Source organism: Microbacterium protaetiae, from assembly GCF_004135285.1.
Lineage (GTDB): Bacteria > Actinomycetota > Actinomycetes > Actinomycetales > Microbacteriaceae > Microbacterium > Microbacterium protaetiae.
On sequence record NZ_CP035494.1, the window covers coordinates 703,671 to 720,778 of the forward strand.

11 protein-coding genes are annotated in these 17,108 nt (G+C 68.0%); 6 read left to right on the forward strand and 5 right to left on the reverse strand.

Translation table 11 applies throughout. The annotated features are described in order from the left end of the window. Positions 1–9: 9 nt before the first annotated feature. From ET475_RS03155 to ET475_RS03170, 4 genes are all read right to left on the reverse strand, one after another. Positions 10–1,284 (reverse strand): ABC transporter substrate-binding protein, encoded by a 1,275-nt coding sequence (locus ET475_RS03155; RefSeq protein ID WP_242497747.1) that lies wholly within the window; start codon positions 1,282–1,284, stop codon positions 10–12. A gap of 59 nt (positions 1,285–1,343) precedes the next feature. Then, positions 1,344–3,011 carry a glycoside hydrolase family 13 protein gene (locus ET475_RS03160; protein ID WP_129385942.1) on the reverse strand — a complete coding sequence of 556 codons (1,668 nt, stop codon included), beginning with the start codon at positions 3,009–3,011 and terminating at the stop codon, positions 1,344–1,346. A gap of 69 nt (positions 3,012–3,080) precedes the next feature. After that, positions 3,081–4,961: an alpha-amylase family glycosyl hydrolase gene (locus ET475_RS03165; protein ID WP_129385944.1), complete on the reverse strand. Its 1,881-nt coding sequence runs from the start codon at positions 4,959–4,961 to the stop codon at positions 3,081–3,083. A gap of 507 nt (positions 4,962–5,468) precedes the next feature. Continuing rightward, positions 5,469–6,521 carry a M24 family metallopeptidase gene (locus ET475_RS03170; RefSeq protein WP_340638597.1) on the reverse strand — a complete coding sequence of 351 codons (1,053 nt, stop codon included), beginning with the start codon at positions 6,519–6,521 and terminating at the stop codon, positions 5,469–5,471. Positions 6,522–6,591: 70 nt separating this feature from the next. On the opposite strand from ET475_RS03170, the gene ET475_RS03175 reads away from it, so the two are divergent. The 6 genes from ET475_RS03175 to ET475_RS03200 all read left to right on the forward strand — a co-directional run bounded on the left by ET475_RS03175 (position 6,592) and on the right by ET475_RS03200 (position 13,316). Further along, positions 6,592–7,593: a LacI family DNA-binding transcriptional regulator gene (locus ET475_RS03175; protein ID WP_129385946.1), complete on the forward strand. Its 1,002-nt coding sequence runs from the start codon at positions 6,592–6,594 to the stop codon at positions 7,591–7,593. A 69-nt stretch (positions 7,594–7,662) separates the two neighbouring features. Further along, a complete protein-coding gene (locus tag ET475_RS03180) occupies positions 7,663–8,994 on the forward strand; it encodes a Gfo/Idh/MocA family protein (RefSeq protein ID WP_129385948.1) in 1,332 nt (443 codons plus the stop codon). Beyond that, positions 8,991–9,905 (forward strand): NAD-dependent epimerase/dehydratase family protein, encoded by a 915-nt coding sequence (locus ET475_RS03185; RefSeq protein WP_129385950.1) that lies wholly within the window; start codon positions 8,991–8,993, stop codon positions 9,903–9,905. The genes ET475_RS03180 and ET475_RS03185 overlap by 4 nt, the downstream gene beginning before the upstream one ends. Further along, positions 9,902–10,801, forward strand: coding sequence for a 5-dehydro-4-deoxyglucarate dehydratase (locus tag ET475_RS03190; RefSeq protein ID WP_129385952.1), 900 nt, complete (start codon positions 9,902–9,904; stop codon positions 10,799–10,801). Before ET475_RS03185 ends, ET475_RS03190 begins: the two co-directional genes overlap by 4 nt. Beyond that, the gene (locus ET475_RS03195) at positions 10,798–11,886 is read left to right on the forward strand and encodes a mandelate racemase/muconate lactonizing enzyme family protein (RefSeq protein ID WP_129385954.1); all 1,089 of its coding nucleotides are present in this window, start codon (positions 10,798–10,800) and stop codon (positions 11,884–11,886) included. Before ET475_RS03190 ends, ET475_RS03195 begins: the two co-directional genes overlap by 4 nt. Continuing rightward, on the forward strand, positions 11,886–13,316 hold the full coding sequence (locus ET475_RS03200; protein ID WP_129385956.1) for an aldehyde dehydrogenase (NADP(+)): 1,431 nt from the start codon (positions 11,886–11,888) through the stop codon (positions 13,314–13,316). The genes ET475_RS03195 and ET475_RS03200 overlap by 1 nt, the downstream gene beginning before the upstream one ends. Positions 13,317–13,453: 137 nt before the next feature. On the opposite strand, the gene ET475_RS18235 is transcribed toward ET475_RS03200, so the two are convergent. Next, positions 13,454–16,948 carry a rhamnogalacturonan lyase family protein gene (locus ET475_RS18235; RefSeq protein WP_207205396.1) on the reverse strand — a complete coding sequence of 1,165 codons (3,495 nt, stop codon included), beginning with the start codon at positions 16,946–16,948 and terminating at the stop codon, positions 13,454–13,456. Between the last annotated feature and the right edge of the window lie 160 nt (positions 16,949–17,108).

The following is a 17,108-nucleotide window of genomic DNA, read 5'->3' on the forward strand; positions in this document are numbered from 1 at the left end:
TGCACCCGTTCAGCCTTTGGCGATCACGTCGTTGACCGCGGCTTCCGCGGCGGCAAGTGCATCGTCGACACTGGACTCGCCCGCGAGAGCCTTCTCGATTTGCTGTGCGAACGCGAGTGAGATCTTCGGGTAGAGCGGGGTATTGGGCCGGGCGTGTGCATCGGCCATCTGCTCCACGAACGGTAGCAGACGGGGCTCGGTTGACTTCACCCAGTCGAGGTACTCGGACCCGGTTGCAACGGAGTCGAGCACCGGCAGCATACCCGTCGTCTCGCTCCAGCTAGTGACCTGCGCAGGCTGAAGGAACCACGTGAGGAAGTCCGCGGCGGCCTCGGTAGTGTCGTCCGAATTGTCGAAGACCATGGCCTGCTCGCCGCCAAGGTTGGTCGCCGGCACGCCATCCGCGGGATAGGGGGCCTTAGCCGCACCGAACTCGAACGGAGGATCAGGCGCCCAGATACCCACCATCCAGGAGCCCTCCTGAGCGGACCCCCCCTGACCCTTTTCGAACTCGCCCCACTTGGCGTACGGGCTGACGCCCGAGTTGATGAGGTCGACCCAGAACTGCAGTGCCTTCTTCCCTTCCGTAGTGTTGAAGGCCGCCGCAGAATTGTCGGACGAGAGGAATTCACCTCCCGCCTGCCACAGGTTGACTTGGAAGTTCCACGTCAACCCCTCGCCGTTGTCGCCCGCCTCGGTATACAGGTCGTAGCCGGGCTTGCCCGTCGTTTGCAGAATCTTCTTACCGTCTGCCATCAACTCGTCCCATGTCGTCGGCGGGTCTTCTGGGTCAAGTCCGGCTTGTTCGAAAAGCGTCTTGTTGTACATGTAGGCGAGGTTGTTGGCGGAGACGGGGACGGACACCTGCTTGCCGGCAATAGTGCCGAACGAGGTGAGGGCCGGGTTCACATCCGAGAGGGTGCTCTCGGGGATGCTTCCCGCCAGATCTGCGAGCGTGCCGATCTGCGCGATCTGCGGAACCCAGACGAGATCGCCGATGGCGATGTCGGGGAGCGTTTTGGATGTCGCTGCCGCTCGCAGCTTGGTGAGGAAGTCGGCGTTCGGGACGTTGGACGTGGTGATCTTCACATCCGGGTGCGACGAGTTGTAGTCCTTGACCATCGCATCGAACGTGTCGGCGTTAGTGCCGTCCCAATAGTGCCAGACTGACACCTCGATGGGACTCGAACCGCCCGCTTCGCCCCCGGACGATGTGCATCCGGAGATGCCCAACAGTCCGGCGGCGCCGGCTGCGGTGAGGACGAGGATTTTGCGGTGCATCATTGCTCCTTGCTGTGTTTGGCGACGCTGGAGCGCCGGCGGGTGGTGAACCAGGTGAGAAGTCATGAACGGCGCAGCCAGGTCGCCGAGTCAGGGGGGACGCAGCCAGGCGAATGCGGGGCCGTCGAGACCGTCTCGTCGACCGGGCCCCAACGGGACGGGATGATGAACGGCTCGGGCCCCAGGTTAACGACGCAAACGGCATCTGCCCGGGAAAAAGCGAGGACATCCCGCGGCGTATCGAGCCATTGCAATGGTTCGCCCGCGGCGAATGTCTCTCGCCCGGCCAACAACTCGCGGTAGAGCGTGAGCATCGAGTGCGGATCCTCCTGCTGCCGGTCGCGAGCGAAGTCGCCGAACCAGGAGGGCTGGGGCAACCAGTTCATCGCCGGGTCGCCGCCAAAGCCGAAGGCTGGCGCCTCGGCCTGCCACGGCAGCGGGACACGGCATCCGTCGCGCCCGAGCGTCGATCCTCCCGAACGATGCCAGATCGGGTCCTGACGGGCCTCGGCGGGAAGGTCAAGCACCTCGGGCAGCCCCAGTTCCTCCCCTTGATAGAGGTAGGCGCTGCCAGGAAGAGCAAAAAGCAACGCCGCAGCCGCGCGAGCGCGCCGCATCCCCGTGGCGACGTCGACGGGGCCGTTCTGTCGCGCGGCCGCGATCATGTCGGTAGGTGAGGGTGCGTCGAACGACTGCTGCTGTCCGTAGCGCGTCACCGCGCGGTGGACATCATGGTTCGCGAGCGTCCATGCGGGCGCCCCGTCCCCGGTCTCCAACCCCCTGTCGATCGCCGCGCGCATCCGGGCTGCATCCCAGGGCTGGACGAGCAGGTCAAAACAGAACGCCTGGTGCAACTCGTCCCGGCGCAGATAGCGCGCGAGACTCTCAGCCGTGGGAACCCAGACTTCCCCCACGAAGAACTTCGGCTCTGGATACGCGTCCCCTAACCGGCGCCAAGCACGGTAGATCTCGTGCACCTCCGGCTGGTCCCACATCGCGGCGTTGTGACCGTTCCCGCCCGCGACGTGGTTATCGGGTAGCCCCTCGGCCTTCACATGGCCGTGTGCGACGTCGATGCGGAACCCGTCCACTCCCCGGTCGAACCAGAACCGAAGCACGTCAAGGAAGTATGCAGCAACTTCGGGATTACGCCAGTTGAAGTCGGGCTGGCCAGCGTCGAAAGAGTGCAGGTACCACTGTCCCGGCGCCCCGTCCGACTCGACAACGCGTGTCCAGGCCGAACCGCCGAACACGCTCTGCCAGTTGCCCGGAGGCTCTTCGCCCGCGGGGCCGCGGCCGTCACGGAACAGGAAACGCTCTCGCGCCTCACTGCCCGGCCCGGACGTGAGTGCCTCGCGGAACCACGGATGAGCGATGGAGCAGTGATTGGCAACCATATCCATCAGCACCCGCAGCCCAAGCCCGTGGGCCTCGGCGATCATCATGTCGAAGTCGGCGAGCGATCCGTAGCCAGGATCGATCGAGAAGTAGTCCTCGATGTCGTAGCCGTGGTCGCGCTGAGGCGAGACATAGCAGGGGTTCAGCCAAACCGCATCGCAGCCCAGGCGCGCGATCTCCGGCAGGCCGGCGGTGAGCCCCGCGAGGTCACCGATTCCGTCTCCATCGCCGTCGCGGAACGAACGGAGGTACACCTGGTACACAACCGCCTCCTCCCATGACCTGGGTGAAGCCATGTCAGTCCGCGCTAGATCCGTTCGACTAACGGTCATTCCTTGCTCCTTCAATGGGGAAATCCGGGCGGTGTCATGGCGGCCGCACCGCCCGGACCTCGATTGCCGCTAGAACGTCGGGTAGATGTCGATGACGTCGCCGCCGGTGCCCGTGTAGTTGCTCCCGGTGGACCACGTCGCATCGTCGATCAGCGGCTTGAACTCGAACGTCTCGCCGTCGGGGATCCGCTCTACCTCGAACTCCCACACGTCGCTGGCGACGTTGCGGGCGCCCCGACCGGCGGTCCAGCTGAACGGATACTCATCCCCGCGAAGGGAAATGGAGTGTCCGTAGCCGGGGTCGTAGTGCACCCGGATCTTCGTCGTGTTGCGCGCCACCGGCGTGTAGGTCGAGACCGGGGTCCCGGTCACATAGACCTTGCTCTCGTGCTCTCCCATCGCGACGGTGATCTGCTTGCCGGTGACGCCTCCTGAGGCGACGGTCACCGTATCGCCGGTGTTCATCAGGTTGGTCAGCGTCGCACCAATCGTGATACTGCTCTCGGCGCGCAGTGGAATCGTCCGCGTTTGCGTATCCCATGAGTTGGACGAAACCGTGATCGCCTCGGCGCCGGTGGTGTCCACTCGGCGCGAGAACGCATACACGTTCGTGTCCGACCACATCTCGCGCTGGGTACCGATCTGGAGCGCGGGGTAGGCCTTCTTGATCGTGGTCAGCCGCTGGATGTGCTTGTAGATCGGTGCGTTCTCGTCGAAGGACGACATGTCTTTGCGATTATCCTTGTTGGCTATAGGCACCTCGCTCGCGTTGCCGTTGCCGTCGTCGGCCTGCTCGGTTCCGTAGTAGATCACGGGGACCCCGCGAGATGTCAGTAGGAACGTCAGTGCCGAGCGCAGCCTCTGGTAGTTGTCATCCGCCCAGGTGAGAAATCGTGCGCGATCGTGGTTGTCCAGGAAGGTCTCGAGCCGGTTCGGGTTCGCGTACTTGTAATCCTGATCGAAGAGGTCGCCGAGCGCGTTCATATCCGTGTCGGCCGCGAACGCGCTCCTAGCCGTAAAGAAGTACGGGAAGTCCAGGACACCCCATTCGTAATCTTGATAGTCGGACACGTAGTCGACATCACCGACGAAGACTTCGCCGAACGTCGGCACGCCCATCTCGTCTTCGAAGTCCTCGAGCCACGATTTCGGGATCGAGCGAGCCGCATCCACACGAATCCCGTCGAAACCCATGCCGACCCAGTCTTTGTATGTGTCGGTGAGATAGTCCGAGACGGTCGCGTTGGACTGGTCGAGGTCGTCGAGCCCGCCGAGATCACAGCTCTCGATTTGAGCCTGCGTCTCAGACCCATCGAACAAGCAGTCGCCGTCATGGTGGAAGTACGCGGAGTTGTCGAGGGGACTTGCCGGCTTGTACGTGGTCGGCGAGTAGGTGGTCGACGTCCCCGCTAGATAGTCAGCGGTGTGGTTGGGAACGACATCGAGGATCATCTTCAGGCCCAGACCGTGGGCGGTATCGATCAGGTCCTGCAGCTCGGTCGCGTCGCCGAAGTGCTCGTTGGGCGTGGCGAACTCATTCGTGAAATAGCCGTGATAGCTCGCCTCGTTGCCGTCACGAGAGAGGGGCTCCTGGTGTGACACCGGCGATATCCAAATCGCGGTAACGCCCAGATCTGCGATGTATTCAAGCTTCTGGCTCAGCCCTGCCCAATCACCCCCGTGATAGAACCCAAGATCCGTGGGGTCATACTCACCGTCGCCCTGGTCGTTATTCGTCGGGTCTCCGTCGTAGAAGCGATCGACAAGCACCTGGTATATCACATCGCCTTCTTCCAGCGGCCCGGGGGAGGGCGGCGGGTCCGCATGCGCCGCTGGCGCGGCGAGGACCGGTGCCAACAGAAGGCTCGCCAGCAGACCGGCACCGCCGAGCGCGCCGACGGTTCGCCGGGCGACCGTGGATCGTGCGATCGTCGAGAGTGTCGTACCCATGAGATTCCATCCTGACTTCTCTGTCTTGATGTGCATCTGCCGCCTAGTAGCACGTTTACTAGACCGATCCAACAGTGACCCGATCGACTTGTCAAGAGCGTCTTTGTGCGATGGAGCATGTAGCAAGTTGGGCGCCGTCGCGCATCTGCTTAGCAAGATCCTGCTCCGGACCGGCGCCATCAACGATCGACGTCTCTATCGCGGGACGCAGGATGTCCTGCGGAGATGACCGGCGATCGGGGCACCCGCCTTCCTGCGCTCACGACATCCTCGGCGCTGTGGATTCACCTCATTGGACGCGTGCGGACCACACGGACGCCCCACTCGACAGCCACGTGAACCGACGCATCATGGCACGTGTACGCGGCGGCCTGACCGCGCCATCGGTGTGCACTGGGTCAAAGCCGTTCGCCCCATGCGGCCCACACAATGACGTGGTCCAAATCGCTAAACCCTCGCGTTGTCAAGGCCGACTCCAACAGGCGTGAGCTTGAGCGCCCCGGAGGATCAGCCCTCGGACCAGGCCCGCGCGTCCGGCCGGCTCAGGCCTGCGACCTCAACGACCGGCCACCGCGAGTCGACGGTGAGCACCTCGATGCCCGTAGACGTGACCAGCACGGTGTCTTCGACCTTGACCCCGGGCGCACTCGGGTTCCACGCGAAGGCCTGGTTCTCGTGCACGAGATCGCCGTTGTCACCGGTCGCCCGTGGGTCGCGGCCGGCATAACCGGTCGGTCCGCCCTGGTGATGGCGCTGCCACTGGTCGACATCGAACCCAGCGGCGCCATAGGCGGCGCACCCGGCGGCGAACACGTCGTCGAGGCGCGCACCCGGCCGGGTGGCGGCGAAGAATGCCGCCTCTAGGGCGAGAATCTTCTCGTCGTCGTCACCGGCTGCCCCCACCCATCGCGTCGCGTTGGCGATGAGCCCGTGCCGCCGCCCGCACACCACGAGCATCGCCCGCTCACCCAGCGGGGCATCGGTGGGCAGGGGATGCCGAAAGCCCAGCCGCTGCGCGCCGGCCACGAGCACGACAAGCGGATCGATGCCGCGCGCGACCAGCCCCGCCGCCAGCGCCGCCGCCGCGTCGCGCTCGGTGCTGTGCGGGCCCAGGGAGGCTGCGGCATCCGTCATCGCCTCGGCGGTCTCGCGACACAGCGCACGATAGCGATCGGTCTCGGCCGGCAGCAGGGCGGCGCGCGCGGCCCGCAGGGCACCTGCGAGCTCGGATTCGGATGCCGCGGGCCCGGCCTCCCCCGCTGCCACCGCGGGCGGAATCTGCCAGGGCACGCGCACGATGCTATCGGCGTCGTCGGGCAGCAGTTCTTCGGCGATCAGCCGCTCGGCTTCGTTGACCGCGACGTAGAGGGTGTCACCCCGGTCGTCGACGCGTACGGCCAGAACGGGCGGGCCGGCCAGCGAGACGTGCGTGCGTACGCCGTCGAGATACCAGCTCACCGCCTCGTGCGAGGTCAGCAGCAGCGGCGCATCGCCGACCTGACGCCGCACGGCTGCGACACGTTCACGTTTGATGCGACGATCGTGCGGACTCGATGACATGGCTCTCCCCCGGAAAAGTTCTCGTAAAACGCTTTCTGGATAGTATTGACCAGATCGGAAGGCGGTGCCGATGACCAAGTCCTCTTCTCGCGCGCGGATCACCGACGTCGCGCGGGTCGCCGGGGTCTCACTGGCGACCGTGTCGCGGGTGATGAACGGCAATCCCACCGTCGATGCCACGCTGGCCGCCCGGGTGCGCGCCGTGGCCGCCGATCTCGGCTACACGGCCGATCCCGTCGCACGCAGCCTCGTGCTCGGCCGCACGCAGACGGTCGCCGTGGTCATCCCCGACCTCGCCAACCCGACCTTCCAGGGCATTCTGCGCGGGCTCAGCCGCGCGGCCGCCGACGACGACTATCACGTGCTCATCGCCGACAGCGCCGAACAGGTCGATGTCGAGGTGGGCCTGGTGGGCACGACCCGGCGTCGCACCGACGGGGTGGTGCTGTGCGCGCCGCGCATGTCTGCCGCAGACCTGGCCGCACTGCTGCCGTCGGTGACGCCCGCCGTCGTGATCAACAGGCTGCCGCAGGAGGCCGCCCCGACGGTCTCGGCCGACTACGGCACCGCTATGACCCAGATCATCGAGCACATCCACGGGCTCGGGCACCGTCGGGTCGCGTATCTGTCCGGCGTCGCAGGCAGTGCCTCGGGCAGCGCGCGTCGAGCGGCACTCGAGGCAGCGCGCGCGCGGCACGGCGACCTCGACATCGTCGAGCTGGCAGCGGGCGTGGGCTTCGACAGCGGCGCCGCCGTCGCTGACGACGTGCTGGCCACCGGCGCCACCGCCGTGCTCGCCTTCAACGACCTGGTCGCCATGGGGCTCCTTTCCACGCTGGCCGAGCGCGGCATCCGCGTGCCCGACGACATCTCCGTGACCGGATTCGACGACATCCCCTTCGCCCGATACACCACCCCGCCGCTGACCACCGCAGCGGTGCCGGCCGCCGAACTCGGGCAGCGCGCCTGGGCGGCGATGCGGGCGCTGCTTCACGACCATGAGCCCGCCTCGGCGGTGCTGACCCCCGAGCTCGTCGTGCGCGAGAGCACGGGCCCCGCGCCGTCGCACTGAGGGATGGACGGCACCCGTCGTCTCGGCGCGTGCTAATCTGAGAAAACGTTTCCTGAGATTCGGAGAGCAATGCCCCGCACCCGATACGCCCTCGTGGGCGCCGGCGCGCGCGCACACCTGTACGTGGGCGCCCTTGTGTCGACCTATGCCGACCGCGCCGAGCTCGCCGCCATCTGCGAGCCGAACCCGGTGCGTGCCGCGCACCACGCGAACCTGGTCACCGCCGCCGGCCTGCCGGCGCCCTCGCTGTGGCAGCCCGAGCAGCTCGAACAGCTCATCGCTGACGAGCGCATCGACCGGGTGATCATCTGCGCCCGCGACGATCAGCACGCACCGCTGATAGTGCGGGCACTCGAGGCCGGGGCCGATGTCGTGGTCGAAAAGCCTCTGACGATCGACGCCGCCAGCGCCGCAGCCATCGAAGACGCCGTGGCGCGCACCGGGCGCGAGGTCGTGCTCACCTTCAACTACCGTTACTCGCCGCGCAACAGCGCCCTGCGCCGCCTCATCCAAGACGGGGCCGTGGGCGAGGTCACGTCGGTGGACTTCCACTGGATGCTCGACACCAAGCACGGCGCCGACTATTTTCGCCGGTGGCACCGCGAGAAGCGCAACTCCGGCGGCTTGCTCGTGCACAAGGCCAGCCACCATTTCGATCTGGTCAACTGGTGGATCCACTCCACCCCCACGCGCGTGTTCGCGTCGGGCGGGCTGCGGTTCTACGGCGACGAGAACGCCGCGAAGCGGGGACTGGGCGAGCGCGCGACGCGGGGCACGCACGACGGCGCGCACGGTCCGTTCGAACTCGACCTGCGCGACGACCTTGGTCTGAAAGAGCTCTACCTCGACGCAGAGCAGCACGACGGCTACCTGCGCGACCGCGATGTGTTCGGCAGCGGCATCACGATCGAAGACAACCTGGCGCTGGTCGTCGACTACGCCTCGGGCGCCACGCTGTCGTATTCACTGAATGCGCATTCGCCGTGGGAGGGCTACCGGGTCGCCGTGAACGGCACCGAAGGTCGCGCCGAGCTCGACGTCGTCGAGCGGGGAGCGGTGCTGGTCGACGAGGGTCTGCATCCCGTGCTCGACCCGAGCGCCGTCGCCGCCGACGACGCGGGCGCGCTACGGCCGATCGGTGAGCGCCTGCTTGTGCAGCGACACTGGGAGCAGCCGGTCGAGGTGCCCATCGTCGACGCGGCCGGTGGCCATGGCGGCGGTGATGCGCTGCTGCTGCGTGACGTGTTCGTCGGACCCGGCGATGACCCGCTGGCCCGCCCCGCCGACTGGACCGACGGCATGCGCTCGATCGCCGTGGGCATCGCCGGCAACAGATCACTGCAGACCGGCCTGCCGCAGCGCGTGGATGGGCTCGGCATCCGGCTGCTGGAGGCATCATGACCCGCATCGTCATCACCGGGGGCGCCGGGCGCCTGGGCCGCAGTCTCGTGGCGGGTCTGACCGCCCGCGGCCACGAGGTGCTCTCGTTCGACCGTGCCCTCTCGGCCGCGCCAGAGTTGCGCGGCGCCCAGCAGCGCGCCATCGACCTCTGCGACGCGGATGCCACTTCTCAGGCGCTGGCAGAATCCGCCGCCGACGCGCTGATCCATCTGGCGGCGATAGCCGTGCCGTTCAGTGCCCCCGAAGACGTCATCATGCGGACAAACGCGGGGCTGGCGGTGTCGGTGCTGGGCGGAGCGGTGGCAGCCGGCATCCCGAACATCGTCGCGGCCTCGAGCCCGACCGTGCTCGGCTACGGCAACCGCGGGTGGGTGCCCGACCGTTTTCCGCTCGACGAGCAGACGCCGCCGCAGCCGGGCAACGCCTATGCGCTCTCGAAGCTCGTCATCGAAGACACCCTGGCGATGCTGCGCCGGCAGACCGGCGACGACGTGCGCTATGCGGCGTTCCGCCCGTGCTACGTGATCGCCCCCGAGGAATGGGCGGGCGCGCCCACGCAGCAGGGACACACCGTGCACGAACGGCTCGACGACCCGGCCCTGTCGGCACCCGCCGTGTTCAACTACGTCGACGCCCGCGATGTGGCCGGCTTCGTCGACACGCTGCTGGCGGCGCTGGGCGAGATTCCCAACGGCGAGACGTTCTTCGTCGGCGCCGACGACGCCCTGGCCCGTGAACCGCTCGCCGAGCTCGTGCCGCGGTTCTTCCCCGGCACCGACGAGGTCGCCGCCGTGCTGACCGGCACCTCCCCCGCATTCTCGAACGCCAAGGCCGGGCGACTGCTCGGCTGGCACCCGCAGTACCTCTGGCGCGACCAGCTGCAGACAGCTCGAAAGGAGCAGCTCGCATGAACTTCCGCGGCATCCTGTTCTTCCCCGTCACCCCGTTCGACACGGCCGGAGCCGTCGACACCGAGCTGCTCGCGCAGCACGTGGCGAACGGGCTCGCGCATGAGGCCGGCGGGGTGTTCCCGGCCTGCGGCACCGGAGAGTTCCACGCTCTGAGCGTCGCCGAGCACGCCGCCGTCGTGCGCACGACCGTCGAGACCGTGCGCGGCGCGGTGCCGGTCGTGGCCGGATCGGGCGGACCGCTCGGGCACGCCATCGACGTGGCGAAGCAGGCGGCGGATGCTGGCGCCGACGGACTGCTCGTGATGCCGCCGTATCTCGTGGGCGCCCCGCAGCAGGGTCTGATCGCCTACATCGAGGCCGTGGCTGCGGCATCCGATCTTCCCGTCATCGTCTATCACCGCGCCAACGCGCAGTTCACAGCCGCGTCGATGCGCCGGCTCGCCGAGAACCCGAAGATCGTCGGCTTCAAGGACGGCGCCGGCGACATCGGGGCCGCGCAGCTGATCGTGCGGGCGGTGGCCGCAGCCGGCCGCGATGATTTCGCGTTCTTCAACGGGCTTCTGACCGCCGAGCTGACCCAGGCCGCGTACCGGGCGATCGGCATTCCGCTGTACTCGTCGTCGACGTTCGCGATGGCGCCCGATGTCGCCAATGCGTACTACCGCGCCTACGTCGATGGCGACGAAGACCGCCGGTTGCGGCTGCTCGACGGGTTCTACGCCCCGCTGGTGGCCCTGCGCGATGAGACGCCCGGCTTCGGCGTCTCGCTCGTGAAGACCGGCCTGCGCGTTTCGGGAGTGCCGGTCGGGTCGGTAAGGCCGCCGCTGGTCGACCCGACACCCGAGCAGCAGAGCCGGCTGGCGGCGATCCTCGAGGCGGGGCGCGCGCTGGTATGACCACCATCGCGGCCTTCGATGCCCGCCTTCTGCGCGTGCCGCTCACGCGGCCGTGGGGCGCCGACGTCACCGCGCTCGGGGTGATCGCCACGCACGTCGTGCGCAGCGACGGTGCCGAGGGGTGGGGCTTCTCGTGGACGCCGCAGATCGGCGCCGAGGCCGTGCTCGCGCTGCTGCAGCACGACATCTGCGCATTCACCGTCGGGCGCACCGCCGACCCCGAGCAGCTGTGGCAGCCGGCGTGGGAGCACCTGCACGAGGCTGGGGGCGGCGGGATCACGACGATAGCGCTGGCGGGGCTTGACCTTGCACTGTGGGATGCCGCGGCCCGCGCGGCCGACACCTCGGTCTCGGAACTGCTCGGCCGCCGCCGCACGGCGGTGCGCGCCTACGGGTCAGGCGTCAACCTGCACTACTCGCAGGACGACCTCGTCGCCCAGGTGCGGCGCTGGGTGGATGCCGGGTTCGACGCCGTGAAGGTCAAGGTCGGAAAGCCCTCGCTCGATGAGGACCTCGAGCGCATCGCTGCGGTGCGCGACGCGCTGGGGCCCGACCGCGCACTGATGATCGACGCGAACCAGCGCTGGGACCTGGACCGCGCCACCCGATCGATCGAGGCCCTCGCCGCGTTCGACCTCGCCTGGATCGAAGAGCCGCTGCGCGCCGACGACCTGGCCGGACACACCGAGCTGGCGCGCCGGTTGCGCGCCTCCAGTGGCGTGCCGATCGCGCTCGGCGAGAACCTGCACAACCGGTACCGGTTCGATGACTTTCTGCGCGCCGGTGCGGCGCAGATCCTGCAGCCGAATGTGGTGCGGGTCGGCGGCATCACGCCGTTCCGCCGGATTGCGGCATCCCTGTCCGCCGCCGGCGTCGGCGTGCACCCGCACCTGCTGCCCGAACTGTCGGGCCAACTCGCCCTCACCCTCGACTCCGACGCGCTCGTCGAGGATGTCGAAGACGCCGGGTTCGCCGCTCTGGGCGCGCTCACCGGCCTCAGCCCCGTCGCCATCGCCGACGGGCGCCTGACCGAGAACGACCACCTCGGTCTGGGCATGCGCTTCCGCGACGAAAGGACATCGTGATGACCACCACCGCCGAACAGCTCGAGACGCTTGCGGCATCCGCGGCTGCCGCGGCACCCGTGTGGCGTGCCGCCGACGCCGCCACCCGCGCCGGATGGCTGCGGGCCTTGGCCGACGCCCTGGACGCGCACCGCGACGAGCTCGTCGCGATCGCCGACCGCGAGACCCGGCTGGGCACCACACGCCTGACCGGAGAGGTCGGGCGCACCACCGGGCAGCTGCGGCTGTTCGCCGACGTGGTCGAAGAGGGCTCGTACCTCGAGCTCATCGTCGACGACGCCTCGGCCACTGCCCCCGAACTGCGGCGCATGCTCACCGGCGTCGGACCGGTCGCCGTGTTCTCGGCCTCGAACTTTCCGTTCGCCTTCTCGGTGTGCGGCGGTGACACGGCCTCGGCGCTGGCGGCCGGCAACCCGGTGATAGTGAAGGCGCACTCCGGGCATCCCGAGCTCTCCCGCCGTACGGCTGCGATAGCCGTCGAGGCGCTGGCCGCGGCCGGGGCACCCGAGGGATCGCTGGCGCTCGTCGAGGGCCGCGAGGCCGGCAACGCGCTCGTGCAGCATCCGGTCGTGCAGGCGGCCGGGTTCACCGGGTCGCTCGCCGGCGGCCGCGCCCTGTTCGATCTGGCCAGCGGCCGGCCCGACCCGATCCCGTTCTACGGAGAGCTCGGCAGCATCAACCCGGTCGTGATCACCCCGGCAGCGGCCGCCACCCGCGGCGACGCGCTCGCACAGGGCCTGGCCGGATCGTTCACCCTGGGCGTCGGCCAGTTCTGCACCAAGCCGGGCGTGGTCTTCATTCCGCGCGGCGCCGGGTTCGAGGCATCCCTCGCCGCCGCCGTCGCCGAGGCCGGCGGCGGCCCGCTGCTGACCGATCGGATCACCGACGCTTTCCCCGCCGGAGTCGATGCGCTGGTGGCCGAGCCCTCGGTCGAACTTGTCGGGCGCGGGGCGCCGACCGAGAACGGCGCGCAGCCGGTCGTGTTGGCCACGGACGCCGCCGCTGTGGCCGCCGACCCCGAGGTGCTGCTGGCCGAGGTGTTCGGCCCGGTCACGCTGCTGGTGCGCTACGAGGGGCAGGACGAGCTGCACGCGGCCCTGCGCGCGGTGCCGGGAAGCCTGACCGCCACGCTGCACGCCGAGCCCGACGACGATGTGGCCGCCACACTCACGCTGCTCGAGCAGCGGGCCGGTCGCGTGCTTTTCGCGGGGTGGCCCACCGGCGTCGCCGTGACGTGGTCGCAGCACCATGGCGGACCGTGGCCGGCCACCACTTCGCTGCACACTTCGGTGGGCGCCACGGCGATCCGCCGCTTCCTGCGCCCGGTCGTTTATCAGGACGCCCCGGCCCGCCTGCTGCCGCCGGTGCTGCGCGACGAGGCGCTCGCGCGGCTGCCGCACCGCCGCAACGGCATCCTCGTGGCGCCCTGACCCCTGTCGCGCCCGCCCCGCCTCGGGAAATTCCATATGGATTTTCCCAGGCCACATCAAACCGCCGGCAAATTGGTGTGGTTTCGGCAATTCCATATGGAATTTCCTCCACAGGGAATTGCCGAAACCACTCGGCGCTACTTCGTGACCTTCACCGTCACCGGGGCCGAGGTCGTCTCGCCCGCCGCGTTCGCGAACACAGCGACGATCGTGTGCGTGCCGCGCGAGACACCGGTCAGCGACACGCTCGCCCGCTGCCCGTTCGGCGACGCCGCGACAAGGTCGCCCGAGCCGACCACTTCGCCATCGAGCTCGAACCGGTACGAGGTGGCGTTCGTCCCCCACCACAGATCGGCGGTCGCGGTGAACGATCCATCTCCGTCCCAATTGTCGTGCGAGACGACGACCTTGCCGGGTGCGGCATCCGTCACCTTCACGGTCGTTGAGCCGGTCTTCGTCACGCCCTTCGCGTTCACGAGCTCGCCCGTGTAGACGTAGGTGCCGTTCTTCTTGCCGTTGAACGACACGGTCGCGCTCTGCGATGTGCCCGAGGCATCCAGCAGCCGCGTCGCCACCAGCGCGCCGTTCTCATACAGCCGGAACAACGACCCGGGCGTGCCCCACCACAGGTTCATGTCGACGTCGTACGTTCCGTCGTGCAGCCCGCTCGCCCATCCGCTGGTGTTCGACAGCGTCGCCGCCGACGGAGCAGCCGCGACCGCACTCGAGGGCGCGTTCGTGTACGCGATGCTCGCCGCCGGAACCTCGTCCATGCCCGCGCCGAGGTAATAGCTGGTGTGCGGCGGCTGGTTGTACGCGCTGTTCTGCGACGCGACCGACTGGCGGTACTGCGAGTCGTGCATCAGGGTGGGAATCCGCTGATCGGTCACATCCGTCGTCGTGTACACGCGCAGCGCGTTGCCGTCATCGGTGCGCACCACGACCTCTTCGCGCCAGTCGCCGAGCAGGTCTGCCTGCAGCGACGGGTTGCCCTTGGTCGTGTTGTTCGTGAGGGTTCCATCCATCCGCAGCAGCTGGTCGGAGCTCTGCGTGGCAGGGTTCCACTCCGAGATCGTCGGCACGCCGGCCGCGCTGGCCTCGTCGTAGTCGTGGTCGAAGATCTCTTGCGAGAGGTCGCCGTCCCAGTTGATGACGAAGTTCGCTGCCGGGATGCTGGTGGACAGCAGTTCGCCGTGCTCTGACTTCAGCGACCCGGTCGGCGAGTTCCAGACGTTGCCGCCCACGTTCCACGCTTCGGCACCCGGACTTGTCGGGTCGATGTCGCCGGCGACGCCCCGCCCGGTGTCGTCGGTGGCAGCGGTCTGCCAGATCACCTCGCCGGTCTCGGCGTCGCGCATCGTGGCGCCGATGCCACCGTTGCCCGAGACATCCTCATGCACGGCGAACACCTCGAGACCGGGGCGATCGGTGACGAAGTCACCCACGTGCAGGGCGTCGCCGTGCCCGAGCTTCGTGTTGTACAGCGGAGTGCCGTCATCGTCGATCGTCATCGAGCCGAACACGATCTCGTCGAGGCCGTCGCGGTCGACATCGGCGGTCACCAGCTGGTGGTTGCCCTGCCCCTCGTACTGCTTGCCCGCGTCGTTCGAGTCGAACTTCCAGCGCTCGACGAGCTTGCCGTCGATGAGGTCCCAGGTCGTGATGACCGTGCGGGTGTAGTAGCCGCGGCTGAACACGGCGCTCGGGTGCTCGCCGTCGAAGTAGCCGACGCCGGCCAGGAACCGGTCGACGCGGTTTCCGTACGAGTCGCCCCACGCCGAGACGTCGCCGCGACCGGGGTCGTAGTCGACGGTGTCGATGGCGGCGCCGGTGCGCCCATCGAAGGCGGTGAGGTACTCGGGACCGTCGAGGATGTATCCGCTGGCGTTGCGGTAGTCGGCGTCTTTGTCGCCGATGACCGTGCCGGTGCCATCGACTGTGCCGTCGGCGGTCTTGAAGAGCACCTCGGCCTTGCCGTCGCCGTCGAGGTCGAACACCACGAACTGCGTGTAGTGCGCTCCGGCACGGATGTTCACCCCGAGGTCGATGCGCCACAGCTTCGTGCCGTCCAACTCGACGGCATCCATGTACACCTTTCCGGTGTAGCCCGACTGCGAATTGTCCTTCGAGATCGACGGGCTCCACAAGAACACCAGCTCGTACTGGCCGTCACCGTCGAGGTCGCCCACGCTCGCGTCGCCGGGCGCATAGGTCACCGTCTGCCCGTCGGGCAGCACGTCGTCGGCGGGCTTGTCCAGCGGAATGTCGAAGAACTGATCGGGGTGCACGGCGAACTCGTCGGTGGCCGGCACCTCGGCACCGTCGACGAGAGCTGTCACGAAGTAGGTCGAATCGGCGGTACCGCCCGCATCGAGAAGATTCGTCGAGTCGGTGATCGGCTTGTCGTTGACCCGCACGCCGTCGCGGTAGACGTTGAAGCCCAGCTTGCGATCATCCAGACCCAGCAGCCGCCAGCTCAGGTACACGCCGTCGTCGACCTTGACGGCCACCGGCGCCCGGTCGAGGTACTCCACCTGACGCACGAGGGTGGTCGCAACGGGGGTCGAGAAGACAGCGGAGCGCTCCGAGACGCCGCCGTCGTTGACCGCGGCGATCCGGTACAGGTAGGGGCGCGTGGTCAGCACGTCGTCATCGGTGAACGTCGGCGCCGAGACAGTTCCGACGAGGTCGTAGGCGATGTCGGCACGGGTGCTGCGGTAGACCTTCCACTGCCGCGCGTCGCCGGCGTCATCCCAGGTGAGGGTGATGCTGTTGCGTTCGACCGTGGATGCCGCGACACCGGTGGGCACCACTGGTTTGGCCACGCTCGCGTCGATGACATCGACCGTCAGCCGCTCGCTCGGCTGCGAGACCCGCGCCCCCTTCACCGTCGCCACCGCGTAGTCATAGCTCTCGCCGATCTCGACATCGGTGTCGCGGAACGCGAGCTCCCCCGTGGTGCGGCCGATCTCGGTGAGGTCGTCGCCGTCGGCGCGGTACACCGCGTATCCGGTCGCGTCGGCCGCGGCATCCCAGCTCAGATCCACGGCCGGAACGGATGCCGCAACGGCGGCATGCAGCGCGGTGGGAGCGGCCAACGGCGTCTGCACCGTGAGGCCGTTGATGCGCCCGTCGCCTCCGGTGACGGTGACGTTCAGCTGCCCATCGGTCACCTCGATGGCGGGAAAGTACTTCTCATTGATGACACCGGAGTTCGTTCGCGGCCCGGCATAGGCGGTGCCCTCGACGTCGAGACTCGTGGTGTTGCCGGCGATGAGGTCGCCCGCCCACACGGTGACCTCGTAGGTGCCGTCGGGCACATCGACGGCGAACGACTGGTTCGCGCTGATCGTGAAGTCGCCCTTCATCGCGTCGTCACCGCCGCGGTCGCGGAAGCCGTTCGAGGCCGGCGCGACCGTGAACCCGTAGCCGGCGTCGGCGGAGTACGTCGTGCCGGGGTTGACGCCGATCCATCCGTCGGCGATCGGCGAGGCGGGCCCGCCGAAGTCGAACGCGAGGTCGATGTCGTCGGCTGCTGCGGCGGGGCCTGCCAGCGCGAGCCCTCCGGTGACGACGACGACGCTCGTCAGTGCCGCGACGAGCGGCCGGATGCGGCGGTGCTGATCTCGCACAAGATCTCCTTCGATCATGGGATGGGAAAGCGCTTACCAGACGCGCATCTCTATTTTTCCCCACCCCGCCGCGTCGCGTCAACCCTCCGCTCAAGACACCGGTCCAGCGGGGAAATTCCATATGGAATTTCCCAACCCACATCAAACTGCCGGAAAATTG